This window comes from Mycobacterium sp. UM_WGJ (genome assembly GCF_000455125.1).
GTDB lineage: Bacteria > Actinomycetota > Actinomycetes > Mycobacteriales > Mycobacteriaceae > Mycobacterium.
The window spans coordinates 65476-90434 of record NZ_AUWR01000027.1; the positions used below are offsets into that span (position 1 = coordinate 65476).

At 67.0% G+C, this 24959-nt stretch carries 20 protein-coding genes and 2 riboswitches; of the genes, 9 read left to right on the plus strand and 11 right to left on the minus strand.

Annotated elements, in window-relative coordinates; translation table 11 throughout:
* Positions 1 to 27: 27 nt before the first annotated feature.
* Positions 28 to 214: riboswitch (cobalamin riboswitch) on the minus strand.
* Between the two features lie 47 nt (positions 215 to 261).
* Positions 262 to 1938, plus strand: a complete 1677-nt coding sequence (locus N416_RS0110045; protein WP_024441978.1) for a glycosyltransferase — start codon at positions 262 to 264, stop codon at positions 1936 to 1938.
* A gap of 25 nt (positions 1939 to 1963) precedes the next feature.
* Here the strand turns inward: N416_RS0110045 and N416_RS0110050 are convergent, their stop codons facing one another.
* On the minus strand, positions 1964 to 4198 hold the full coding sequence (locus N416_RS0110050) for an NADP-dependent isocitrate dehydrogenase (RefSeq protein ID WP_024441979.1): 2235 nt from the start codon (positions 4196 to 4198) through the stop codon (positions 1964 to 1966).
* A 142-nt stretch (positions 4199 to 4340) separates the two neighbouring features.
* Positions 4341 to 4460, plus strand: a riboswitch (SAM riboswitch).
* A gap of 139 nt (positions 4461 to 4599) precedes the next feature.
* Between N416_RS0110050 and N416_RS0110060 the strand changes: the two genes are divergently transcribed.
* From N416_RS0110060 to N416_RS0110075, 4 genes are all read left to right on the plus strand, one after another.
* A complete protein-coding gene (locus tag N416_RS0110060) occupies positions 4600 to 5940 on the plus strand; it encodes a bifunctional o-acetylhomoserine/o-acetylserine sulfhydrylase (protein WP_024441980.1) in 1341 nt (446 codons plus the stop codon).
* Positions 5941 to 5951: 11 nt separating this feature from the next.
* Positions 5952 to 7091, plus strand: a complete 1140-nt coding sequence (locus N416_RS0110065) for a homoserine O-acetyltransferase (protein ID WP_024441981.1) — start codon at positions 5952 to 5954, stop codon at positions 7089 to 7091.
* Complete coding sequence (locus tag N416_RS0110070; RefSeq protein ID WP_024441982.1) at positions 7088 to 7840, plus strand: class I SAM-dependent methyltransferase; 753 nt, start codon at positions 7088 to 7090, stop codon at positions 7838 to 7840. The genes N416_RS0110065 and N416_RS0110070 overlap by 4 nt, the downstream gene beginning before the upstream one ends.
* A gap of 115 nt (positions 7841 to 7955) precedes the next feature.
* Positions 7956 to 8819 (plus strand): cyclopropane mycolic acid synthase family methyltransferase, encoded by an 864-nt coding sequence (locus tag N416_RS0110075; RefSeq protein ID WP_024441983.1) that lies wholly within the window; start codon positions 7956 to 7958, stop codon positions 8817 to 8819.
* A gap of 36 nt (positions 8820 to 8855) precedes the next feature.
* Here N416_RS0110075 and N416_RS0110080 read toward each other — a convergent pair whose 3' ends face one another.
* On the minus strand, positions 8856 to 10358 hold the full coding sequence (locus N416_RS0110080; protein WP_036457621.1) for a PE-PPE domain-containing protein: 1503 nt from the start codon (positions 10356 to 10358) through the stop codon (positions 8856 to 8858).
* A 410-nt stretch (positions 10359 to 10768) separates the two neighbouring features.
* Here N416_RS0110080 and N416_RS0110085 point away from each other — a divergent pair, with 410 nt between their 5' ends.
* Positions 10769 to 11188, plus strand: a complete 420-nt coding sequence (locus tag N416_RS0110085; protein ID WP_051190228.1) for a DUF732 domain-containing protein — start codon at positions 10769 to 10771, stop codon at positions 11186 to 11188.
* Positions 11189 to 11249: 61 nt separating this feature from the next.
* On the opposite strand, the gene kasB is transcribed toward N416_RS0110085, so the two are convergent.
* From kasB to N416_RS0110110, 5 genes are all read right to left on the minus strand, one after another.
* On the minus strand, positions 11250 to 12503 hold the full coding sequence (gene kasB, locus N416_RS0110090; RefSeq protein ID WP_024441986.1) for a 3-oxoacyl-ACP synthase KasB: 1254 nt from the start codon (positions 12501 to 12503) through the stop codon (positions 11250 to 11252).
* Between the two features lie 33 nt (positions 12504 to 12536).
* The gene (locus tag N416_RS0110095; protein ID WP_024441987.1) at positions 12537 to 13397 is read right to left on the minus strand and encodes a cyclopropane mycolic acid synthase family methyltransferase; all 861 of its coding nucleotides are present in this window, start codon (positions 13395 to 13397) and stop codon (positions 12537 to 12539) included.
* A 26-nt stretch (positions 13398 to 13423) separates the two neighbouring features.
* A complete protein-coding gene (locus N416_RS0110100) occupies positions 13424 to 14314 on the minus strand; it encodes a cyclopropane mycolic acid synthase family methyltransferase (RefSeq protein ID WP_036457623.1) in 891 nt (296 codons plus the stop codon).
* A 203-nt stretch (positions 14315 to 14517) separates the two neighbouring features.
* Entirely contained in the window at positions 14518 to 14808 is a 291-nt protein-coding gene (locus N416_RS0110105) for a DUF3017 domain-containing protein (protein WP_024441989.1), read from the minus strand.
* Positions 14805 to 15653, minus strand: coding sequence for a bifunctional methylenetetrahydrofolate dehydrogenase/methenyltetrahydrofolate cyclohydrolase (locus tag N416_RS0110110; RefSeq protein WP_024441990.1), 849 nt, complete (start codon positions 15651 to 15653; stop codon positions 14805 to 14807). The genes N416_RS0110105 and N416_RS0110110 overlap by 4 nt, the downstream gene beginning before the upstream one ends.
* Before the next feature lie 112 nt (positions 15654 to 15765).
* Between N416_RS0110110 and N416_RS0110115 the strand changes: the two genes are divergently transcribed.
* Together N416_RS0110115 and N416_RS0110120 are read left to right on the plus strand one after the other, a co-directional pair.
* Positions 15766 to 16962, plus strand: coding sequence for an NADH:flavin oxidoreductase (locus tag N416_RS0110115; protein ID WP_024441991.1), 1197 nt, complete (start codon positions 15766 to 15768; stop codon positions 16960 to 16962).
* An 11-nt stretch (positions 16963 to 16973) separates the two neighbouring features.
* Positions 16974 to 19640 (plus strand): FHA domain-containing protein, encoded by a 2667-nt coding sequence (locus N416_RS0110120; protein WP_036457624.1) that lies wholly within the window; start codon positions 16974 to 16976, stop codon positions 19638 to 19640.
* A gap of 38 nt (positions 19641 to 19678) precedes the next feature.
* Here the strand turns inward: N416_RS0110120 and N416_RS0110125 are convergent, their stop codons facing one another.
* The 4 genes from N416_RS0110125 to N416_RS0110140 are packed head-to-tail and all read right to left on the minus strand — an operon-like array spanning position 19679 to position 24018.
* On the minus strand, positions 19679 to 20212 hold the full coding sequence (locus N416_RS0110125) for an ATP/GTP-binding protein (protein ID WP_036457631.1): 534 nt from the start codon (positions 20210 to 20212) through the stop codon (positions 19679 to 19681).
* 55 nt (positions 20213 to 20267) lie between these two features.
* Positions 20268 to 20690 carry a DUF742 domain-containing protein gene (locus N416_RS21505; RefSeq protein ID WP_024441994.1) on the minus strand — a complete coding sequence of 141 codons (423 nt, stop codon included), beginning with the start codon at positions 20688 to 20690 and terminating at the stop codon, positions 20268 to 20270.
* Between the two features lie 11 nt (positions 20691 to 20701).
* Complete coding sequence (locus N416_RS0110135; RefSeq protein ID WP_024441995.1) at positions 20702 to 21145, minus strand: roadblock/LC7 domain-containing protein; 444 nt, start codon at positions 21143 to 21145, stop codon at positions 20702 to 20704.
* Positions 21142 to 24018, minus strand: a complete 2877-nt coding sequence (locus N416_RS0110140; RefSeq protein ID WP_024441996.1) for an ATP-binding protein — start codon at positions 24016 to 24018, stop codon at positions 21142 to 21144. The genes N416_RS0110135 and N416_RS0110140 overlap by 4 nt, the downstream gene beginning before the upstream one ends.
* Positions 24019 to 24483: 465 nt before the next feature.
* Here N416_RS0110140 and N416_RS0110145 point away from each other — a divergent pair, with 465 nt between their 5' ends.
* Entirely contained in the window at positions 24484 to 24945 is a 462-nt protein-coding gene (locus N416_RS0110145) for a tRNA (cytidine(34)-2'-O)-methyltransferase (protein WP_369797593.1), read from the plus strand.
* Positions 24946 to 24959: the final 14 nt, after the last annotated feature.

Below are 24959 nucleotides of genomic sequence, written 5' to 3' on the forward strand. Positions count from 1 at the left end.
GTCAGCTCTCTCGGGTTACCCGCCCCGAATCGGAGGTTGCGACGACGTGAGTGTCTGGCTCTCGGGTGAGGTCACTCCCCCGATGACAGTGGCGGGACCGCTCCGGAATTGAAGCGGCGGTCCCAGCTTCGGCTGAACCGCCGGATTCACACCGGATTCCTACATCGTCATCGCCTTACCAGCGAATTGTCGCACGCCGGACTCCCTGACCACCGCCGACTGCGAAATCCAGCCCCCCAGGCACCGGGTAATCTGCCGACCGTGTCCGATCCGGTGAACACCCCCACGATCTGCCTGAACATGATCGTGCGCGACGAGGCCCACATCATTGCGGAGGTGCTGAGCGCCACCGCGCCCTACATCAGTGCGTGGGTGATCGTCGACACCGGCTCCCAGGACGGAACCCAGCAGGTGATCCGCGACCACATGGCGGCCCTGGGCATTCCGGGCGAGCTCTACGAACGGCCCTGGCGCAACTTCGGGCACAACCGCACCGAGGCACTGACCCTGGCGCAGGGCCGCTGCGACTACATCCTGGTGATCGACGCCGACGACACGATCGTGGGCACACCCGATTTCACCGGCCTGGACGCCGATATCTACGAGCTGCGGATCCGGCAGGAAGCCGTCAGAGGCTGGCGCCCGCAGCTGTTCCGCGACGGGCTGCCGGTGCGCTACGTGGGTGTGGTCCACGAGTACGTCGAATGCGATGAAGACCACGTCATTTCCCGCCTCGACCGCGACTTCGCCATCGAATCGCGGCGGCTGGGCGCCCGCAACCTGGACCCGCAGAAGTACGCCCGCGACCGGGATCTCCTACTGGCCGAGGTCGAACGCAATCCCGAGGACTCGCGGTCGGTCTTTTATCTGGCGCAGAGCTGCTTCGATCTGGAGGATTACGCCGCCGCAGTCCCCTGGTACGAACGGCGGACTCAAATGGGGGGCTACGACGAAGAGGTCTACTTCTCGCTGTACCGCAAAGCCGGCGCCATGGAGGTGCTCGGCGAACCGTGGCCGGAAGTGCAGGCCGCCTACCTACGGGCCTGGGAGTTTCGGCCGACCCGTGCCGAACCGCTGTATTGCCTCGCGTTCGCCTACCGCTCCGCGGGGCGCTACCAGCTCGGTCACCTCTTCGCCAGGCAAGCCGAGCAGATCCCGATGCCCGACGACAACCTTTGGGTCGATGCGGGGGTCTACAACTTCCGCGCGACCGACGAGCGCGCGGTGTGCGCGTCGTGGCTGGGCAACCACGACGAAGCGTTCACGCTGTGCCGGCGCCTGGTGGCGCGCACCGACGTTCCCGACGACGAACGGCAGCGCATCGAATCCAACCGAGACTTTTCGGTTCCGGCCATGCTTGAGGCAGCCTCGAGCTACCCCGAAGCGGTGGTGCACACCCTGGCGGCCGGGCCGCCCGAGGCTGAGGTGACGGTCAGCCTGCGCACCGGGTCCGATCGAGCCCGCACCGAGCAGACCCTGAACTCGTTCCTGAACTGCTGCCTGGACGTGGCGCGCGTCGGACGCTTCCTGGCCATCGACACCGGCCTGACAGCCGAAGATCGGGTGCTGCTGGCGCAGCGGTATCCCTTTCTGGAGTTCACCGATCCGGGTACGGAGATCAGTGCCGGGATCGGTGGCCGCTACTGGTTGCGGCTGGACTCCGGCTGGCGGTTCTTTGCCCCGGAGAACCTCATCACCCGACTGACCGGCGGACTGCACGCCGAACCGCAGGTGTTCCAGATCGGCATCAACTTCACCGACGCGGTAAAGCTGACCGGCACCTGCGCCGCCGAGGACACGGTGCGTCGCTCCCCCGATGCCGGCCGCTACCTGCTGACCGACCGTGCTGCCACCGGCCCGGCGATGGTCGACACCACACGACTGGGCCACGTGGACGGCACCGCCACCCTCGACGAGGTCCTCTGCATCCTGGAGTGAGCCCGCCGGCAGTTCGGCTGCCGAGTCAGTCCTTGGCGTCGATCGCTGCGTTGAGCGTCCGGCTGGGCCGCATGACCGCCGACGTCAGGTCGTGGTCCGGCGCGTAGTAGCCGCCGATGTCCACCGCCTTGCCCTGCACCACGTTCAGCTCATTGAGGATGGCGTCCTCGTTCTTGTCCAGGGTGTCCGACAGGGCGGCGAAATGCTTGGCCAGTTCGGGGTCCTCGGTCTGGGCAGCAAGCTCTTCGGCCCAGTACTTGGCGAGGTAGAACTGGCTGCCGCGGTTGTCGAGCTCGCCGGTCTTGCGCGACGGACTCTTGTTGGCGTCCAGCAGCTTGCCGATAGCGGAGTCGAGAGTCTGTCCCAAGATTTTGGCGTGGACGTTGCCGGTCTTGGCACCCAGGTCGTCGAAGCTGGCGCCCAGCGCCAGGAACTCACCGAGCGAGTCCCAGCGCAGGTGGTTCTCCTCCACCAGCTGCTTGACGTGCTTGGGGGCGGAACCGCCCGCGCCGGTCTCGTACATCCCGCCGCCGGCCATCAACGGCACGATCGACAGCATCTTGGCGCTGGTGCCCAGCTCCAGGATCGGGAACAGATCGGTGAGGTAGTCGCGCAGGATGTTGCCGGTGGCGGCGATGGTGTCCTGACCGCGGATCAGCCGCTCCAGGGTGTACCGCATGGCCCACACCTGCGGCATGATCTGGATCTCCAGGCCCTCGGTGTCGTAGTCCGCCAGGTAGGCCTTGACCTTCTTGCGCAGCTCCGCCTCGTGCGGCCGCTCGGTGTCCAGCCAGAACACCACGGTCATGCCCGACGCCCGTGCCCGCTGGACGGCCAGCTTCACCCAGTCCTGGATGGCCGCGTCGGTGACCGTGCACAGCCGCCAGATGTCGCCGGCCTCCACCTTCTGGGTCAGCAGCACCTCACCGGTGGCCAGGTCCACGATGTCGGCGACGCCGGATTCGGGGACCTCGAACGTCTTGTCGTGGCTGCCGTACTCCTCGGCCTTCTGCGCCATCAACCCGACATTGGGGACGGTGCCCATGGTGGCCGGGTCGAACTGGCCGTGGGTCTTGCAGAAGTTGATCAGCTCCTGGTAGATCCGCGCGAACGTCGACTCGGGGTTGACGGCCTTGGTGTCCTTCTGCCGTCCGTCGGCGCCGTACATCTTGCCGCCGGCCCGGATCATCGCCGGCATCGAGGCGTCGACGATCACATCCGAGGGCGAGTGGAAGTTGGTGATGCCGTTGGCCGAGTCCACCATCGCCAGTTCGGGGCGGTGCTCGTGGCAGGCGTGCATATCCTCGATGACCTCCTCACGCTGGGAGGCCGGCAGGGTCTCGATCTTGTTGTAGAGGTCGACCAGACCGTTGTTGACATTGACGCCCAAGTCGTCGAAGAGCTTCTGGTGCTTGGCGAATGCGTCCTTGTAGAACACCTTGATGGCATGGCCGAACACGATCGGGTGGCTGACCTTCATCATGGTCGCCTTGACGTGCAGGGAGAACATCACACCGGTCTTGCGGGCGTCCTCCATCTGCTCCTCGTAGAACTCGCGCAGCGCGCGCACGCTCATGAACATCGAGTCGATGACCGTGCCGCTGAGCAGCGACACCTTCTCCTTGAGCACCATCGTCTTGCCGCTCTTGGTCGTCAGCTGCATCTTGACGTCGCGGTCGCGGTCCAGCGTCATCGACTTCTCACCGTGATAGAAGTCGCCGTGGCGCATCGTCGCCACATGAGTGCGCGAGGCCTGTGACCACTCGCCCATGCTGTGCGGGTGCTTGCGCGCGTACTCCTTGACCGCCTTGGGCGCGCGACGGTCTGAGTTGCCTTCCCGCAGTACCGGGTTCACCGCACTGCCCAGGCACTTCGCGTAGCGGTCGTGAATGTCGCGCTCAGCGTCGGTCTTGGGGTCCTCGGGGTAGTCGGGCAATTTGTAGCCCTTGCCCTGCAGCTCCTTGATGGCGGAGACCAGCTGCGGCACCGAGGCGCTGATGTTGGGCAGCTTGATGATCGTGGTGTCGGGCAGCTGGGTCAGCCGGCCGAGTTCGGCCAGGTTGTCCGGCACTCGCTGGTCTTCGGTCAGACAGTCCGGGAATGCGGCCAGGATGCGGGCCGCAAGCGAGATGTCACTGGCTTGGACGTCGATACCCGCGGGCCCGGTGAAGGCCTGCACGATCGGCAGAAACGAGTACGTCGCCAACAGCGGCGCCTCGTCGGTCAGCGTGTAGATGATGGTCGGCTGGTCGGCGCACATGGCTGTTCTCCCGGCGTCAGGTCTGAGGTGTTCGATTGTCCCGCGTTGTACACGGCGGCATCAGTATCGCGCACCGCTCCGCGGCGCTCGCCGCCGGTGAGCAGGTGGCGACACCTCCATGGGATGCGATAGGCTGCGTCACGGTCATGAGTGCCAGCGCGAAGCCCCGGCTTGCTGGCCGGCAACCCTCCAACCGCGGTGGGGTGCCCCGGGTGATGACCGGGTTGAGTAGCCACTATCGGCTACGCGGCAAGCGCGGGTCCGCCACAACGGGCCCCCCGAGTAGACAGGGGAACCTGATGCGTGCCTCCTTGCGCCCGCTCACCCGTTGCTGTTGTCGCTGAACCCACGCCTGATCCGCACGTCACCCAGCGACAACACACCGAGGAAACCATTCAGCAATGACCGCCGACAACAACATCGACCCCAGTTCGCACTGGTCGTTCGAGACCAAGCAGGTCCACGCGGGGCAGGTACCCGACGCGGCCACCAACGCCCGAGCGTTGCCGATCTACCAGACCACCTCCTACACGTTCAACAACACCGAGCACGCGGCCAAGCTGTTCGGCCTGGAGGAGCCGGGCAACATCTACACCCGGCTGATGAACCCGACGACCGACGTCGTCGAACAGCGGATCGCCGCACTCGAAGGCGGGGTCGCCGCCCTGCTGGTGTCCTCCGGACAAGCCGCGGCCACCTTCGCGATCCTCAATCTCGCCGGCGCAGGCGACCACATCGTGTCCAGCCCGCGCCTGTACGGCGGCACCTACAACCTGCTGCACTACTCGCTGGCCAAGCTGGGCATCGAGACCACCTTCGTCGAAGACCCCGACGACCTGGAGTCCTGGCGGGCGGCGGCGCGGCCCAACACCAAGGCCTTCTTCGCCGAGACCATCTCCAACCCGAAGATCGACGTGCTGGACATCCCGGGTGTGTCGGGCGTGGCCCACGACAACGGTGTGCCGCTGATCGTCGACAACACCGTGGCCACCCCCTACCTGATCCAGCCACTGGCCCACGGTGCCGACATCGTGGTGCACTCGGCCACCAAGTACCTGGGCGGCCACGGCTCGGCGATCGCGGGCGTGATCGTCGACGGTGGGAACTTCGACTGGACGCAGGGCCGCCACCCGGGGTTCACCACCCCCGACCCGAGCTACCACGGGGTGGTCTTCGCCGACCTGGGCGCGCCGGCGTTCGCGCTGAAGGCCCGCGTGCAGCTGCTGCGCGATCTGGGCTCGGCGGTCTCGCCGTTCAACGCCTTCCTGATCGCCCAGGGTCTGGAGACATTGAGTCTGCGGGTCGAGCGTCACGTCGCCAACGCCCAGCGGGTCGCGGAGTTCCTGGAATCCCGCGATGACGTGCTGAGTGTCAACTACGCGGGCCTGTCGAGCTCGCCGTGGCACGCAAGGGCCCAGCAACTGGCGCCCAAGGGCGTCGGCGGCGTGCTGTCGTTCGAGCTCGCCGGCGGTATCGAGGCGGGCAAGGCATTCGTCAACGCACTGAAGCTGCACAGCCACGTCGCCAACATCGGTGACGTGCGCTCGCTGGTGATTCACCCGGCGTCGACGACGCACGCCCAGCTCAGCGCCGAAGAGCAGCTGGCCAGCGGTGTCACTCCGGGCCTGGTGCGGCTGGCGGTCGGCATCGAGGGCATCGCGGACATCCTGGCCGACCTCGAACTCGGCTTCGCCGCGGCCTCGGCACAGCTCGGCGACTCGTCGGCGCTGGCGGCCCGTTGAGGCGGTCCCCGGTGACGATCTCCGACGTGTCCAGGCAGCTGCTGCCCGCCGAGGGAGAGACCGGCGTGGTCGCCATCGGGTCGCTGACGCTGCAGAGCGGCGCGGTGCTCGATGACGTCCACATCGCCGTTCAGCGCTGGGGCGAGCTGTCGCCCCAGCGCGACAACGTCGTCATGGTGCTGCATGCGCTGACCGGGGATTCGCACGTCACCGGGCCCGCCGGGCCGGGCCATCCCACCCCGGGCTGGTGGGACGGGGTGATCGGCCCCGGCGCTCCGATCGACACCGACCGCTGGTGTGCGGTGGCCACCAATGTGTTGGGCGGCTGCCGCGGGTCGACCGGCCCGGGATCCCTGGCCCGCGACGGGAAACCTTGGGGCTCAAAGTTTCCCGCCATCACAATTCGCGACCAGGTCGAGGCTGACATCGCCGCGCTGTCCGCGCTGGGTATCACCGAGGTGGCCGCCGTGCTGGGCGGTTCGATGGGTGGCGCCCGCGGCCTGGAGTGGATGGTGGGCCACCCGGATCAGGTCGGCGCTGGCTTGCTGCTGGCTGTCGGCGCCCGGGCCACCGCCGACCAGATCGGCACCCAGAGCACCCAGATCGCGGCCATCAAGGCCGACCCGGACTGGCAGGGCGGCGACTACCACGGCACCGGCCGCAGTCCCGACGCCGGCCTGGCCATCGCCCGGCGCATCGCGCACCTGACCTACCGCGGTGAGGCAGAGCTGGACCTGCGATTCGCCAATGCTGCCCAGGACGGGGAGGATCCGGCCGACGGTGGACGCTACGCGGTGCAGAGCTACCTGGAACATCAGGGCGACAAGCTGGTGTCGCGGTTCGACGCGGGCAGCTACGTGGTCCTGAGCGACTCGCTGTCCAGCTACGACGTGGGCGCCGGGCGCGGTGGGGTGGCCGCAGCGTTGCGTGGTTGCCCGGTTCCCGCGGTGGTCGCCGGGATCACCTCGGACCGGCTGTACCCGCTGCGGTTGCAGGCCGAGTTGGCCGAGCTGCTGCCCGGCTGCGACGGACTGCAGGTGCTCGACTCCGACTGCGGACACGACGGCTTCCTGCTGGACACCGCCCGAGTCGGCGAGCTGATCCGCCAGACCTTGGACTTGGCGAGCTCGGCGCGGGAACGCCGACGGTGAGCCCGTCCGAGCAGGGCCGCCGCGACCGCTCATTGTCGTTCGGGTCGCAGGCCGCCGCCTACGAGCGGGGCCGTCCGTCCTACCCGCCGGAGGCGATCGACTGGCTGCTGCCGCCGGGCGCCCGCGACGTCCTGGACCTGGGCGCCGGCACCGGCAAGCTCACCGCCCGGCTGGTCGAGCGCGGCCTGGACGTGGTGGCGGTAGACCCGATCGCCGAAATGCTCGAGGTGCTGGCCAGCGCCCTGCCGGACACCCCGGCGCTGCTCGGGTCCGCTGAGCAGATCCCACTGCCGGACAACAGCGTCGACGCGGTGCTGGTGGCCCAGGCCTGGCATTGGTTCGACCCCGCTCGGGCCATCCCCGAGTTGGTCAGGGTGCTGCGGCCCGGCGGCCGTCTGGGACTGGTCTGGAACACCCGCGACGAACGGCTGGGCTGGGTAAAGGAACTCGGCGCGATCATCGGCCGAGAGGACGCCCGCGACGTGGTCGACGCCGGGGTGAGTCTGCCCGCGCCGTTCGGCGATATCGAAAGCCACCAGGTGGAGTGGACCAACTACCTGACGCCGCAGGCCGTGATCGATCTGGTCGCTTCCCGCAGCTACTGCATCACCTCACCGGACGCGGTCCGCACCAAGACACTGGACCAGGTTCGCAACCTGCTGGCCACCCATCCGTCGTTGGTCGGGTCCACCGGACTGGCACTGCCCTACATCACGGTGTGCGCCCGGGCCACGCGCTCGGATTCCTAGCGCCAGCAAGTGTTTATGCCGGCCGGCAGTGGGTATGCCGCTTCGGTCGGCCGGAACCAGGGGGCCCTACGGTTGGCACCTGACATGGCCCCGGCCGTCCGAAGGGCCAACCGATATGACTCGCCGCCTGACTCCACATTTCGCTGACGTCCAAGCCCATTACGACCTGTCGGATGACTTCTTCCGGCTCTTCCTGGACCCGACCCAGACCTACAGCTGTGCCTACTTCCGGCGCTACGACTTGACGCTGGAGGAAGCCCAACTCGCCAAGATCGATCTTTCACTCGGCAAGCTCGGCCTGCGCCCGGGCATGACCCTGCTCGACGTGGGCTGCGGTTGGGGCGCCACCATGGCGCGGGCGATCGAACGGTACGACGTCAACGTGGTCGGTCTGACACTGAGCAAGCACCAGGCCGTCCACGTGCAATCGATGTTCGCCGCGATGGACTCCCCACGCAGCCGACGAGTGCTGCTGGCCGGTTGGGAGGAGTTCGACGAGCCGGTCGATCGGATCGTGTCGATCGGGGCGTTCGAGCACTTCGGCTACGACCGCTACAACGACTTCTTTGCGATGGCCCACCGGGTGATGCCGAGCGACGGGGTGATGATGCTGCACACCATCTGCGGCTTGTCCCCGCAACAAATGGTCGAGTACGGAATGCCGCTGACGGACGACCTGGCGGCATTTCAGATCTTCCTGATGACCGAGATCTTCCCCGGCGGCGAGCTGCCGTCGGTGGCGCTGGTCAAAGAGCACGCCGTCAAGGCCGGGTTCACGGTGAACCGGATCCAGTCACTGCAGCAGCACTACGCCATGACCCTGGACCACTGGGCGCAGGCGCTGGAAGCGCACGAGTGCGAGGCCATCGCGCTTCAGTCCGCAGAGGTCTACGAGCGCTACATGCGTTACCTGACCGGCTGCGCCAGGGAGTTCCGGGAAGGCCGCTTCGACGTCAACCAGTTCACCTTGGCCAAGTAGCCGCAGCCAAAGCCCTTCGGGCGAAGGCGATTACCGCTAGGCGCTGAACAAGTCGGCAAAGTCGTCGGCGATCGACGGGAACGCGCTCATCACGCTCATCAGTTCGAACCCGATGGCTGTGGGGATCAGTCCGGCGTCGGCTGCGATCGGCATTCCGATGGCGTTCGTCAGGGTGGTCAGCAGGTCGTCGCCGTTGCCGAATGCGTTGAAGAACATGCTGATGTCGTAGGCGGGCATGGTGGTCAGCAAGGCGTTGACGATGTCCGCGGTCGGCAGCAGCACCGAATACAGCGTGGAGGCCGCACTGGAGAACGCGTTGACGACGTCGAGCAGACTGGGCAGCGCGAAATCTAACGGCGATCCGAGTGCGTCGGCCGGATTCCCCAGCGACAGGTGCCCGAGGTCGTAGATGAAGTCGTTGAAGCCATGCTGCGCGCCCTGCCACAGCGAGTTCAGCAGCGTCATGATGTCGATGTCCGGGAACACGCCGTAGGTGGTGAGCACATTCGCAGGGCCCTGGTCCCAGCCGCCATGGGTCAAGACGCCGTCGACGTAGGTGTCGACGTTGCCGTAGCCCAGGTCCACCAGGATCCGGGTGACGGGCTCCAGCAGGTCATACAGCGGCTCGCCCAGTACCGGGATTCCCAGCAGCGGCTGCAGCAGCGGAAGGATCTCCGTCGGAATCATGTAGTAGTCGGTGTTGAGGGCGGCCGAGGCGCCGTCGGGCAGGGTCAGCGGCCCGTCGTAGTTGGTGGATCCCAGCAACAGCTGTGCGCTGTCCATGGAATCCGGCCGGCTGTAGCCGGGGCCATGCACCAGCGCGATCCCCAGCACGGCATTGAGCGTCGACAGAAAGTTCAACGGATAGCGCGGGAAATCGGCGAACCCGTCGTATTCGGCGATATAGATGTCGGTCGCGTAGGGGGTGTCGGGGGTGGCCCCGTAGAAGTCGATCCCCATCGACGGGATGTACAGCGGGACTTCGGGAATGGCGAAGCGCGACAGCAGGCCACCGTTGGGGAACATCTCATTGGCGATCAAGACGAACGACAACTGGTCAGGGTCGGGGGCATTGCCGGAGCTGAGCAGCTGGTTCATCTCCAAAGACGAGATGACGGCGCTCTGCGAGACGCCGTAGACCACCACCTGGTCGCCGGCCGCGATGCGGTCGCGAATCGTCGCGTCGAGCATCCGCACACCCTGATCGATCGAGGTGTCGAGTGGCAGGCTCTTGACCCCGGTGCCCGGGTACAGGCCTTCGGGGGTGAACACGCCCTGCATGGTGTAGCCGTCGTACCCGAGGTGGGAGAGGAATTGATCCGCCCAGTGAAAGTCCCACGTCCCCGGGATGGGGGTTCCGGTGCCACCCATGACCAGGGCGACGTTGTCGAGCAGCGCCACCTCGGCGGTCACCGTGCGCGCCTCGGAGATCGCGGACGCCATGGCCGGCGTCATGACCGGTGCAGCGATCACCGCGGCGGCGCTGGTCGCGGCCACTGCCGCAACTCCCAGAGTGTGAAACGTGGGGCTTACCTTCATGGCGACCTCCGACCGGCGCAGGACGGCTTATTGCCTTGCAGCACCGTAACGCTTACATGATGAAACCCTGAAGTAACCCTGAATAACTCAAACTTTCTACTGTAGAAACTTCCATCGACCAGGTCTTTTCTCCGAGCCGACGACCATAATCCAACTTATGTTGCTAGCCGTCCGGATTTGGAGAGGAAACACCAAGGTTGGACCGGCAGGTCCCGGCCTTGAGCCTCGACTCGGCTCAACGTCCCGAAATGGCGTCATCGGCCGGGACGAGATAGCGCCGTAGGCAAACCGTGACCCGGCCGACTCGCCGGTGTTACCGCTTTGATGCAGGATTTCAACAAGAACGTTCGGACAAATCCCGGCCTCCGCTCGGCGCCGGACCATAACGAGGGGGATGCATGCGAGGCTTCATGAGCAAGACGGGGGCGGGCCTAGTAGGTCTGATCGCCACCGCGGGATTGGCGGCACCGGCGCAGGCAAGCCCGGTAGACACCTCGTTCCTGTCCGATCTGGCCGGGGCCGGCGTCCCGGTCGGTGACCCCGCCGCAACGGCTGCTCTGGGCCAATCCGTGTGCCCGATGCTGACCGAACCCGCCGGCACCGCCGCGTCGGTGGCAGCCCCAGTCGCGGGCCTGGGCGGCGGACCCAGCATGTCGCCCCAGATGGCGCAGATGTTCACCGAGATCGCCGTGCAGATCTACTGCCCCCAGATGCTCTCTCAGCTGGCCAGCGGACAGGTGCCGGATCTGCCGCAGATCCCGGGGATGTCGGTCGGCATTCCCGGCCTGTCCGGTGGAGTCCCGGCCATTCCCGCTATCCCCGGGTTCTAGCCGCGTGACACGGCGCCAGGCTCGAGGCAGCTGACCGGGAGACCTCAAAACGGCTCCCGTTTTAGAACTTTCCGAATGCAAGCGCCACATTGTGGCCGCCGAATCCGAAGGAGTTGCTGATCGCGTACCGGTAGTCGCCGGTCCGTGCATCACCGGCGACGACGTCCAAATCGATCTCCGGGTCGAGCCGGTGCAGGTTCAGCGTCGGCGGGACTACGCCATCCCGCAGCGCGAGCACCGTCAGAATCGCCTCCACCGCGCCAACTGCCCCGACCGAATGCCCGAGAGCGGATTTCGGTGCATACACCGCGGCTCGATGCGCTCCCATGGCGTTGTTGATCGCCTGGGCCTCGGCCAGATCGCCGATCTTGGTTCCGGTGGCGTGTGCGTTGATGTGGTCGATATCCGTCGGTGCCAGGCCCGCGAGATCGATCGCTCGGGCGATCGCGCAACCCGCGCGTTCGCCCCGCGGGTCGGGCGCCACAATGTGGTAGCCGTCGGAGGTGATACCGGCGCCCATCAGCCGGGCGAGAATGGTTGCGCCACGCGCCTTTGCATGCTCAAGAGTCTCGATGACCATCAACGAGCCGGCCTCGCCGAACACGAACCCGCTGCGGTCGGCATCGAATGGCCGGCACGCGCCGGCCGGGTCGTCGTTGTGGGTGGACAACACGATGCGCATTGCGGCGAATCCCGCGATGGGGACCGCTTCGATCTTGGTCTCGACTCCGCCGCAGATCGCGATGTCGGCCTCGTCGTAGACGATGTTCCGCCAGGCCTGCGCGATACCTTCGGCGCCGGAAGCACACGCCGAGATCGGGGTGAAAACCCCCGCTTTGGCGCCACGCTCCAGGCCCACGGCAGCGGCGGCCGCGTTGGGCATGTACTTCTGCACTCCCAGCGGCGAGACCGACTTCATACCCCGTTCCACCATGCCTTGGTAGCCCCAGACCAGTTCTTCCGGCGAGCCGAGACCGGTGCCGATCGACACCAGCAATCGGCGCGGATCCACCTCCGGCAAGCCGGCATTCGCCCAGACCCGGCGACCCAGGACCACCGCCATTTTCTGCAGGTAAGACAGCCGGTGCAGTTCCTTGCGGTTCAACTCGTGGTCGAAGTCCTCGAGCAGATGCCCACCGATACGCACCGGGAGGTCGAACCGCTCGACGAAGGGGTCGTCGAGCTTACGAATGCCGCTCTGCCCGTCCAGCAGTCTCTTCCAGGTGTCCTCGGCGTCCGTTGCCAGCGCAGTCGTCATCGCGACACCGGTGACCACGACCTCGGGAAGGCCACTCCCAGTGCAGAGCCGAGTCATTCGGGCCATGTCCGCGCCTCGCTTCCAGCGACGCTATTTGGTCAGGATGAACTGCCCGACATTGCTGATTCCTCTGCGGAAGAGGTCAGCACAGCCGGTCAGATAGCGCAGGTAGCGCTCGTACACTTCCTCTGACTGGATGGCGATGGCGCGTTCGCGGTTGCGCCGCAGATTGTCCGCCCACATGTCCAGGGTCCGGATGTAGTGCTCCGGCATCAAAAAGGCGTCCTGAATACGGAATCCGGCGCCTTGCGAGTATTCGTAGATGTCGTCGCGCCCCGCCATCTCCCCACCGGGAAAGATCTCCTTGCCGAGGAATCGGACGAAACGCAGATCGCTCATCGTCACCTTGATGCCATGCTCACGCCAGTAGGTCTGCGGGTAGGTGAATATGCTGTGGAACACCATTCGACCGTCGTCGGGCAGCATGTCGTAGGCGCGTTCGAAGAACGCGGCGTAGCGGGCCTTCTTGAACGCGTCGAACGCCTCGATGGTGAAGATCCGATCAACCTTCTCGTCGAACTCTTCCCAACCCTGCAGCCGCGCCTCCGCACGACGCTGGGTACCGATCCTTGCCAACGTGGCCGCGCTGCGCGCGCAGTGGTTGCGACTGAGCGTGATTCCGATGACGTTGACGTCGAACTTCGTCACCGCCCGGACCAGCCCCGCCCCCCACCCACAGCCGACGTCCAACACCGTCATCCCCGGCTCGAGGTTGAGCTTGCGCAATACCAAGTCATACTTGGCGTTCTGCGCCTCCTCCAGCGTCATGTCGTCGCGCTCGAAGTACGCACAGGTGTAGGCCATCGTCGGATCGAGGAACAGCCCGAAGAAGTCGTCGGAGATGTCATATGCCGCTTGAGACTCTTCGTAGTACGGCCTGAGATCAGTCATCGGTGTCACCATGTCCTCCGAATCTCTTATGCCACTGGCTTTTCCATTGTGAACTGGCAGACGTCGGTGTAACCGTCACGGAACAGTTCCCGGCAGCCCGTCAGGTACTTCAGAAACGTTTCGTAGGTCTGCTCGCCTTTGAGCTCGACCGCCTGGTCTTTGTGCGCTTCGAGTGCCTTGGCCCAGGTGTCCAACGTGCGTACATAGTTCGACCCGATCAACTGATGGCGAGTGATCGAAAAGCCGCAGCGGGTGGCGTGCTCGTCGACGATCGAGATCTGCGGCAAGCGGCCCCCGGGATAGATCTCGGTCAGGATGAAATGGATGAAGCGCAGCAGCGACATCGTCTTTTTCAGTCCCCGCCGCTCGCCCTCTTCGGCGGTGGGCACCACAATGGAATGCAGCAGCATCACGCCGTCGTCGGGCAACACACGGTGGCACATGGTGAAGAAATCGTCGTAGCGCTCGTAGGTGCCGACGCCGTCGGCGAAGTGCTCAAAGGCGCCGAGCGACACGATGCGATCCACCGGTTCGTCGAATTCCTCCCAGCCCAGCAACCGCACCTGTTTGCGGCGCGGACTGTCCATCTCAGCTAATTTCTGTTCGCAATGAACCACCTGGTTTTCGCTGAGTGTCAGCCCGATGACGTTGACGTCGTACCTCTCGACGGCTCGCCGCATGGTGGATCCCCAACCGCAACCGATGTCGAGCAGTGTCATCCCGGGCCGCAGTCCCAACTTGCCCAATGCCAGGTCCACCTTGGCCATCTGAGCCTGTTCGAGCGTCATGTCCTCGCGCTCGAAATAGGCGCAGCTGTAGGTCATGGTCGGATCCAGCCAGAGCCGGAAGAACTCGTTGGATCGGTCGTAGTGCGACCGGATGTGATCGATATCCGGAATCAGCTCAACGTCGCTCATCTGTTCCTCCGCTGCACAAAGCGACTTCAGGGGCGCACGTCATATCGACGACGCGGCAACCGACACCGCCGACCCGCACCGGCCGACCGGACACACGTGTTCCCGCAGAGCCGGGCCATCAAACACGGCGGCTGATCCGGCTGGGAGACGGGCGAATACGCGCCGTCGCACCGGGCGGAAATTGTCGGACGGGTCAAAAACGACTAGCTGGTCCCGAGCGGGTCGATCGTGGCCGCGACGTAGAGCATCACCGTCGCCGCGGTCGTCATGGTCGCGAAGTCCAGACCCCGGTCGCGTAGCACCAGCAGCCCGGCCCGGTCCTCGGACAGCACCAGGCGCAGCGCGGCTGCCACCCCGGTGCCGATCCCGATCAGCAACGCGCCACGCCGCCAGAAGTTCGCGCCAGCCAGCACGAATGCCGCTGTGAAGATCAGCCCGACCAGCAGGATCGGCCACTGCGCGGCGATCACCCGACGGACATCGACGAGCTTCACAGCGTGCTCTCGACTCTTTCCACGACGTTGGTCAGCAGGAACGCCCGGGTCAGCGGACCCACCCCGCCGGGATTGGGCGACACGTGGCCCGCCACCTCCCACACGTCGGGATGTACGTCGCCGACCAGCCCGGCGTCGGTACGCGACACCCCTACGTCGACGACGGCCGCCCCCGGCCGCACCATGTCGGCGGTGAGCATGTGCGGCACCCCGACCGCGGCGACGATGATGTCGGCCTGGCGGGTCAGCTCCGCAAGATCGCGGGTCCCGGTGTGGCACAGCGTGACGGTGGCATTCTCCGACCGGCGCGTCAGCAGCAGTCCCAGCGGCCGCCCGACCGTCACCCCACGTCCGATCACCACGACGTGGGCGCCGGCGATCGGCACGTCATAGCGGCGCAGCAGGTGCACGATGCCGCGCGGGGTGCACGGCAGCGCCGCCGGGGTGCCCAGCACCAGCCGACCCAGGTTGGTCGGATGCAGCCCGTCGGCGTCCTTCGCCGGGTCGACGCGCTCGAGTGCGGCGTTCTCGTCCAGCTGCTTGGGCAGCGGCAGCTGCACGATGTAGCCGGTGCACTCGTCGTTGGCGTTCAGCTCGTCGATGGTGTCGTTGAGCTGGGCCGGACTGCAGTCCGCGGGCAGGTCGCGACGGATCGAGGTGATGCCGACCTTTGCGCAGTCGGCGTGCTTGCCGCGCACGTAGGCATGCGACCCGGGGTCGTCCCCGACCAGAATGGTGCCCAGACCGGGCGTGCGGCCGGCGGCGGACAACGCCGCCACCCGTGCCTGAAGGTCGACGAAGATCTCGTCGCGCGTGGCCTTGCCGTCCAACGTAATCGCACCCACGCCGGACATTGTGGCATGTAGTCGCTGAGTTCCGGCCTGTTGGAGGCGACGGCACGGATCTTCCCAGTGCACACGGCGACTATTCGCCGGGCGCCGATTGTAGGCTCCCGCTATGCCCGTTCCCGAGTCCGTCCCCGACGTCTTCAGTCCCGCCAAACTCGGCCCGATCACCTTGCGCAACCGGATCATCAAGGCTGCGACGTTCGAGAACCGCACGCCTGGCGCGCTGGCCTCCGACGATCTCATTGAGTATCACCGGCTGCCGGCCGCCGGCGGCGTGGGCATGACCACCGTGGCCTACTGCGCGGTCTCCCAGGGTGGCCGCACCTCCGACGACGGGCTGTGGATGCGCCCGGAGGCGGTCGCCGGGCTGCGTCGGCTCACTGATGCGGTGCACGCCGAGGGGGCCCTGGTCAGCGCCCAGATCGGTCACGCCGGACCGGTCGCCGACGCGCGCTCCAACAAGGCCCGTGCCCTGGCCCCGGTGCGATTCTTCAACCCGATCGGCATGCGTTTCGCCAAGAAGGCCACCCGCGACGACATCGACCAGGTCATCGCCCAGCACGCCGACGCCGCACGCTACGCCGTGGATGCCGGGTTCGACGCCGTGGAGATCCATCTCGGCCACAACTACCTGGCGAGTTCGTTCCTTTCTCCGCTGATCAACCGCCGCTCCGACGAGTTCGGCGGGTCGCTGGCCAACCGGGCCAAGGTGGCCCGCGGCATCGTGGCGGCCGTGCATAAGGCGGTGGGCGGACAGATCGCGGTGACGGCCAAACTGAACATGGCCGACGGGGTCCGCGGCGGTATCAGCCTCGATGAGTCGCTGACCACCGCGAAGTGGCTGCAGGACGACGGCGGCCTGGACGCGTTGGAACTCACGGCGGGCAGCTCGCTGGTCAACCCGATGTACCTGTTCCGCGGGGACGCCCCGGTGAAGGAATTCGCGAGCGTCTTCCCCCCGCCGTTGAGCTGGGGCATGCGGATGACCGGCAAGAAGTTCCTGCGCGAATACCCCTATACCGACGCCTATCTGCTGGACAGTGCGCGACTTTTCCGCGCGGAACTGTCGCTGCCGCTGATCCTGTTGGGCGGCATCACCAACCGCGCCACGATGGATCAGGCGATGGCCGAGGGATTCGAGTTCGTCGCGATGGCCCGAGCATTGCTCGCCGAGCCGGACCTGGTCAACCGGATCGCGGAGGAGTCGACGACACTGTCGGAGTGCACGCACTGCAACCAGTGCATGCCGACGATCTACCGGCGCACGCACTGCGTCGTTACGGGCGCACCGGACCTAACTCGCTAGAGTTGACGACAATGAGTCACCCAGCCCCGCCGGTGCTGACCGTCCGCCATGACGGGTCACAAGGCACGTTCTCCGCAGGCCACGACGTGGTCATCGGACGCGACCTGCGGGCTGACGTCCGCATCCCGCATCCGCTGGTCTCACGCGCTCACCTACTGCTGCGCTTCGAGCAGGGCAGGTGGTTGGGGATCGACAACGGCTCTTTGAACGGCATTTATGTCAACGGCCAGCGGGTGCCCGTCGTCGAAATCCGCGACGGACAGGCCGTCAACCTCGGCAACCCGGACGGGCCGCGGGTCTCCTTTGAGGTGGGACGCCACCAGGGCCAGGCCGGTCGGCCGCCGCAGACCGTCTCGATCCAGGTACCGCAGCCCGGTATCGCACGCCCGGCCCGGCCGCCTCAGCCCTCGGGTTGGCCGGCGCCGCCCGAACCCGCGCCGTATGCAGATCCGCGGTCGGCCGGGCACCCCGGTGTGCAGCAGCAGTCCTACCGGCCGCCGACCGGTCCAGCACCCTATTCCGCGCCGCCCGCTCCGCACCGGCCGCCGGCATATCAGTCCGCTTCGCCCAGCCCGGCCCCCGAGGCGGCACTGCGTCCCGGGTATCAACCGCCCGCAGCGCCGGTGGCGCCCGCCGAGGTTTTCCCCCCGCGCCAGCCCGCCACCCGGATGGCACCGGTGTCGGCGACGCCGCCCGAAGTCGGCAATATCGCCACCCGCATGATTGACATCCTGAGGCCGTCGTCGGCGTCAGCACCCAACGCGCCGGCCGGAGCACTGACCATCGGCCGCGCCACCGACAACGATGTCGTGATCTCCGACGTGCTGGCCTCCCGTCACCACGCCATGCTGATCCCGACGCCGCTGGGCACCGAGATCCGCGACAGCCGAAGCATCAACGGCACGTTCGTCAACGGTGTCCGCATCGGATCGGCGATCCTGTCCGAGGGCGACATCGTCACTATCGGTAACGTCGACCTGGAGTTTCACGGCGGCACCCTGGTGCGTCGCACCGATGCCACCCCCGGCAGCGGCGGCCTTGAAGTGCGCGATGTCTGCTTCGACGTCGAGGGCGGCAAGCGGCTGCTCAACAACATCTCCCTGAATGCCCGGCCGGGCACCCTCACCGCAATCATCGGTGGCTCGGGTGCGGGCAAGACCACGTTGGCCCGGCTGATCGCCGGCTACACCAGCCCCAGTTCCGGCACCACCCTCTTCGAGGGGCACAACATCCACGCCGACTACGCCTCGCTGCGCAGCAGAATCGGGATGGTCCCCCAGGACGACGTGGTACACCGCCAGCTGACGGTCAACCAGGCGCTCGGCTACGCAGCCGAGCTACGGTTGCCGCCCGACAGCAGCCAAGCCGACCGCGATCAGGCGGTCGCTCGGGTGCTCGAGGAACTGGAGATGACCAAGCACGCCGAGACACGGGTGGACAAGCTCTCCGGCGGTCAGCGCAAACGCGCCTCGGTGGCGTTGGAACTGCTGACCGGGCCCTCGTTGTTGCTGCTCGACGAACCGACATCAGGCCTGGACCCGGCACTGGACCGCCAGGTCATGCTGATGCTGCGCGGCCTGGCCGACGCCGGTCGCGTGGTCATGGTGGTCACCCACTCGGTGGCCTACCTCGATGTCTGCGACCAGATACTGTTGCTCGCCCCCGGCGGCAAGATGGCCTACTGCGGCCCGCCCAAAGAAGTCTTCCCGGCCATGGGCGCCGAAAACTGGGCCGACATCTTCGCCAACGTCGGTGCCGATCCCGACGAAGCCAACCGGCGCTTCCTGGAGCGCGAGGGCGGCCAGCGGTCCTCGGCGTCGGTGGCCGAGACGCCACCCGCCGATCTCGGAAAGCCGGCGGCCACCAGCCTGCTCAAACAGCTCTCGACGATCGCGCGCCGCCAGATCCGGCTGATCGTCTCCGACCGTGGCTACTCGATCTTCCTGGCCCTGCTGCCGTTCATCGTGGGCATTTTGTCGCTGACCGTCGAAGGCAGCCATGGACTGGGCGTACCGGCCCCCGATGCGCCCACCGAACCGCGGTACATCATGGTGCTGCTCAACATCGGCGCTGTTTTCATGGGGACAGCGCTGACCATCCGCGACCTGATCGGCGAACGCCCGATCTTCCGAAGAGAGCAGGCCGTCGGGCTGTCGACGGTGGCCTACCTGCTGGCCAAGATCGCGGTGTTCTGCGTATTCGCCACGATCCAGGCCGCCATCGCCACCACGATCGTGGTGGTGGGCAAGGGCGGCCCCGCGCGTGACGCACTGCTGTTCGGCAGCGTGAACTTCGAGCTGTTCCTCGGGGTGGCCGGCACCTGCGTGGCCTCGGCGATTCTCGGTTTGGCCCTGTCGGCGTTCGCGCAGTCCAACGAACAGATCATGCCGATGCTGGTGGTGTCGATCATGTCGCAGCTGGTGCTGTCCAGCGGAATGATCCCGGTCGGCGGCCGGACCGGGCTCGACCAGTTGTCCTGGCTCACCCCGGCACGCTGGGGGTACGCGGCGGGCGGGTCGACCGTCGACTTCAACACCCTGATGAACGCGCCGCAGATCCCCAAAGACCGGCTCTGGGACCACACCAAGGGCATCTGGCTGCTCGACATGGGCATGCTGGCGCTGCTGTCGGTGTGCTACACCGTGCTGGTGTGGTGGAAGATCCGGCTCAAGCGCTAGCGGGCTTCGTTTGGGTTGGCGTCACTCCGGTGCGTCGCTCAAGCCTGCGGCGCCAGGGTGGACAACGCGTATTCGCTGATCGCGATGAGGGCGTCGCGGGCCGAGCGGGGGTCGCGCGCGTCGACGGCGATCACCGGGATGTGTTCGGCCAGCGCCAGGGCCTTGCGCACCGCGGCGACCGGATAACGCGGCGCGCCGTCGAACTCGTTGACCGCGATCAGGAAAGGCAGATTGCGGTGTTCGAAGAAGTCCACCGCGGCGAAGCTGTCCTGCAGCCGGCGGCAGTCGACCAGGATGATCGCACCGATCGCGCCACGCACCAGGTCATCCCACATGAACCAGAACCGCCGCTGGCCCGGCGTACCGAACAGGTAGAGCACCAAGTCGTCGGCCAGCGTGATGCGACCGAAGTCCATCGCCACCGTGGTGGTCCGCTTGTCCGGGGTGGCCTCCAGGCCGTCGACTCCGGCCGAAGCATCAGTGACCAGCGCTTCGGTCCGTAACGGCATGATCTCCGAGACCGTGCCGACGAACGTGGTCTTGCCGACCCCGAACCCGCCGGCGATGACGATCTTCGTCGAGGCAGCGTCTCGCGGAGCCGGCCTATCCCAGGACCTGTCCGAGGGCCTATCCGAGCGCGCGTAGGCCACGAAGGGTCCTTCCTATCAGGTCTCGGCGTTCGTCCCGGCTGGACGCCTCGGTCAGTGTGGCACGCACCCGAAGGTATCCCGACGTGACCAGATCACCCACCAGCACCCGCGCGACGCCCAAGGGCAGGTTCAGTCGGGCAGAGATCTCGGCGACCGACGGCGCCCCCTGACACAGTTCGACGATCCGGCCCCGCGGATCGCTGACCGGCCATTGGTTGGGCTGGGCCGCTCGCAGGGTCTGCACCGGGGCCTCCAGCGGCAACGGCACGTCGGTGTGGGTTCGACCGGCGGTCAGCGTGTACGGCCGGACCAAATTGGCCTCAGTTTCCGGGTTCTCTAGGGCCTCTGGGCCCTCCGGCGTCTGCGGCCGCGACCAACGCTCGGGGATTTCCATCACCATTCACCGGCACCTCACGAGTGGCCGCCCCGCGACGGCGCCGACCGGCGCGCCGATGAGACCACCGCTCCGACTCGTTCCACCAGAACCGCCATCTCGTAGCCGATCTGGCCGATGTCGCACGACGCGCTCGCCAACGTCGCCAGATGCGAGCCGTCGCCGACTCGCATCAGCAGCAGGTAGCCGTGTTCCATCTCCACCACCGACTGCAATACCCGGCCGCCTTCGAACAACTGCGACGCCCCGGTCGCCAGGCTGGCCAGCCCGGAGGCCACCGCCGCAAGCTGATCGGCCCGCTCAGTGGGCAGGTGCTCACTGGCCGCCACCGTCAGACCGTCGACCGACACCAGCACCGCGTGCGACACCCCGGGCACCTCGCGGGCGAAATTGGAAACCAGCCAGTCCAACGAGCTTTCGGCGGTACGGCGCTGCGCGGTGGGATCGGTTGGGAAAGTCATGACTGGTTCTGTCCCTGGTCAGTGTCGAGGCCATTTTCCCCGCCCTTTTCCGGGCCCGTGTCCAGGCCGGTTTCCCGGGCATGCGACCGCGCGGCGTGCACTCCGCCGAAGTGACGGCTGATCGACGTGCGGATCGCCGCGGGATCCCGTTCCACTGGCTCGTGGACGGGCTGAGGCGGTACGCCGTTGGATGTTACCGGCTGTTCTGCCTCGCCCGGATCGGGTGCGCCGGCATGGGGGCCGTCCTCCGCCTCCGGCGGCCCCTCTGCCGCGGCTGAGCCGGGCACCAGCCGGGCGCCGGGCTCGCGGACCGGAAGGCCGTGTTCGGTGTGGGCGACCACCGGCACGTTTTCCACTTCGGCGGCTACCGACCAGCCGCGGTCCCAGACCGACTGCCAGTCCAGGTCGGCGCGCAGGCCGGGTTCGTTGGGGTCGATGCCCACCGACTCCGAGAGCATCCGCTGATAGATCGAGTCGGTCTCGGTGGCGGGCTCGGGCTCGGGCTCGGGGGCAGGGGTGCCGGCCCGGGCACGCGCGGCGAAATACCCTGACGTATCAGCGGGCGCGAACTTCTCGACCACCGGTGCGGGTGCCCGGTGCGGGTTCGGGGCCGGCGCGTCCGACTGCCCTGCACCCTGATCCTCAGCTTCCCACCACGGTTGCGGCAGCTCGCGGCGTACTCGCTCGGGGGCGGTCGGCGGCTGCGCCGGTTGTTCGGCGGGCACGCCGGTGATACCGCTGGATCCCGGGGTACGTCGCGGCAGCAGCGAGACGACGGGACCGGGCTCGGCAGGCTCGGCTTCCTCGTAGGGCGCATACGACTGCTCGGGCTCGGGCTCGTACTCGTATGGTTCGGCTTCATACCCGTGCGGTGCGGGTTGCGGCTGCTCGGCGGGAGCGAGATAGGGCTGGGCGGGCGGCGCGAGTGCCGGCGACAGCTGCTCGAGGGGCCTGACGGTCAGCAGGTGCGGCGGCAGATACACCTCGGCGGTGATGCCGCGAGATCCCTGCGAGGCCGGGAACAGCCGGACCTCGATATCGTGGCGAGCCGCCAGCCGGGAGATCACGAACAGACCCATGTGGCGGGCGTTCTCCGGGCTGAACTCGCCGCCGGCCGCCAGCCGCATGTTGGCCATCCGCAGGTCGGCGTCGGTCATCCCCAACCCGACGTCGACGACCTCGACCACTACCCCGCCGTCGTTCTCGAGACCAGCGACCACCCGGACCGGCTCGGTCGGCGCCGAATAGCGCAGCGCGTTGTCGATCAGTTCCGCGAGCAGGTGGATGCAGTCCGCGGCGGCAGCGCCGATCACGGTGGTGTCGGGCACCAGCACCGTCTGCACCCGGTCGTAGCCCTCCACCTCCGAGGTGGCCGCGCTGATCAGGGTCGCCAGCGGAACCGGCCGGCCCCGCTCATGCGGCACCCGCGCACCGGCCAGCACCAGCAGGTTCGCGCCGTTGCGCCGCATCCGGGCGGCCAGATGGTCCAGCCGGAACAGGCTTTCGAGTCGGTCCGGGTCGTCCTCATCGCGCTCCAGCCGGTCGATCAGCGCCAACTGCTGATCGACCAGGGACCGGTTGCGCCGCGACATCGTCTCGAACATCTCGTTGACCAGGCGCCGGAGCCGGGCCTCATCACCGGCAAGCAGGAGCGCCTGCGCGTGCAGCTCGTCGACGGCGTGGGCGACCTGCCCCACTTCCTCGGTGGTGTACACCGGCAGCGGGTCGGGGTCGCGATCCGAACCGGGCGCGCCGGCGCGCAACCGGGCGATCTCCTGTTCGAGGTCGACGTGAGCGACCCGCAAGGCGCTGTCGCGCAGGGTCCGCAGTGGGCGCACCAACGAGCGCGCCACCAGCCACACCGCCAGCAGCGTGGTCGCGATCGCGGCCAGCACCAGCACGGCGTCGCGAAGGGCCGCGGCGCGCCGGTCCGCGGCCCGATCTTCCACCGCGGCAGTGACCGCACCGGTGTTCTCGCTGATGATCCGGGCGGCGATCTGGTCGGTGGTACGGATCGAATCGCGCAACACCGGGTTGTTGGGCAGCACCTGTTCGGGGTCGGACATGATCGACATCCGGGTCACCAGCTGCTGTTGCAGCGACTTGGCGTCCGGGGAGTCCACCCCGAGCACCTCGGTCATCCCGAACAAGGTCGACGGCTCGGTACCGGCCAGGGTCATCATCGAGGTGCGCAGCTCCGGATCCGGCAGCTCGCCGCCCCGGTTGACCAGCAGCTCCTGCATCATCATCTGGCCCCGGGCACCGACCGCACGGCTCAGCGCCTCGGTCTGCGCGCGAATCCGCTCGCTGTCCACCCGCACCGACCCGTTGATGGCATCCTCGGCGGTCAGCAGGATCGGCGCGTAGCCGGTCACCTCCTCACGCAGACCGAGACCGGTGGTCGAAACCGAATTCAACAGCGCTTGACCGCGATCGATCAGCGACTCCACCCCGGAACGCACATCGGTCGCCACGTCGGTGTGCGACAGGCGAGACTGCAGCTCGTACTTGCGGTTCTCGAAGTTCTTCCGGGCCCCTTCGGCGTCGCCGTCGGAGGAAGCGGCCACCAGCGCGTCGCCCAACGCCGACATGTAATTGGTGATCGCCGGAATCATCTCGGCGCGGTCGGCGACCAATCGGAGCTGATTGGCCTCGGTGAGTGCATTGGAGATCCGCAGTCCGCCGAACAGCCCGGCCAGCGCCAACGGCAGCAACGCGATCGCCAGCACCTTCCAGCGCACCGGCCAATTGCGCACCGACCATCGCGACGGACGTTTGACCGCCGCGGTTTCCGGCTTGTGGGCGTCCACGGCTGGTTCGGCTGACGCGTCAAAGGCCTGGTCCACCTCTTCCGGGTGGTCAAAGAGCGTCACCGGTCGGCGGCCGATTCGCCGACCGCTCGGCTGAAATTCACCGTCTGCGCCTCATTCATCGGACTCTCCGGGACATCGCACCCGCACAACGGGTTGCGGTGTGTTTCACGGCATAGCAATTCGACGAGTATGCCAGTCGCCCGCAGGACTGACCAGAATTTTTACTGAACAGAACACTTTCCGAGACCTGCGCGTGTCTTGACGAACTTCGGTCGAGCAAACAGGCCGCGGGCGATGGTCGACCCCATGATCGGGGACTCAGGCGCTTGGACATCCCCCTGGAGTACCCCTCCGGCACGCCGGCGTTCACCGCGTTCGGGCCGCGCGTTCCCGCCATGCGTCAGGCGCATCTGGCGCGACGCGGGCGGACTTCACGTCAGCGGGATAGTCGAACAGACTGCGGCGACCGGAGGCCGGTCGCTTCACGGCGTGCCGTCATACAAGGATGCTGTTGTGTTCAAAGTGATGTTCTATTCACCCCGCATCCCGCCCAACACCGGCAACGCGATTCGGATGGTGGCGGCGACCGGCGCGGAGCTTCATCTGGTGGAACCCATGGGTTTCGACCTGTCCGAACCAAAGCTGCGGCGGGCCGGCTTGGACTATCACGACCTGGCCTGGGTGCGCGTGCACTCGTCACTGCCGGCGGCGTGGGAGGCGCTGGGTGTATCGAATGGCGCCCGGGTGTTCGCCTTCACCGCCGGCGCCCACACCCCCTACACCGATGTGAGCTATGAGCCCGGTGACGTGCTGATGTTCGGTCCCGAACCCACCGGCCTGGACGAGGCGACGCTGGCCGACCCGCACATCACCGAGCGGGTGCGTATCCCGATGCTGGCCGGGCGGCGCTCACTGAACCTGTCGAACGCCGCCGCCGTCGCGGTCTACGAGGCGTGGCGCCAGCACGGGTTCGTCGACGGGGTGTGACCCGCTGCGCCCGG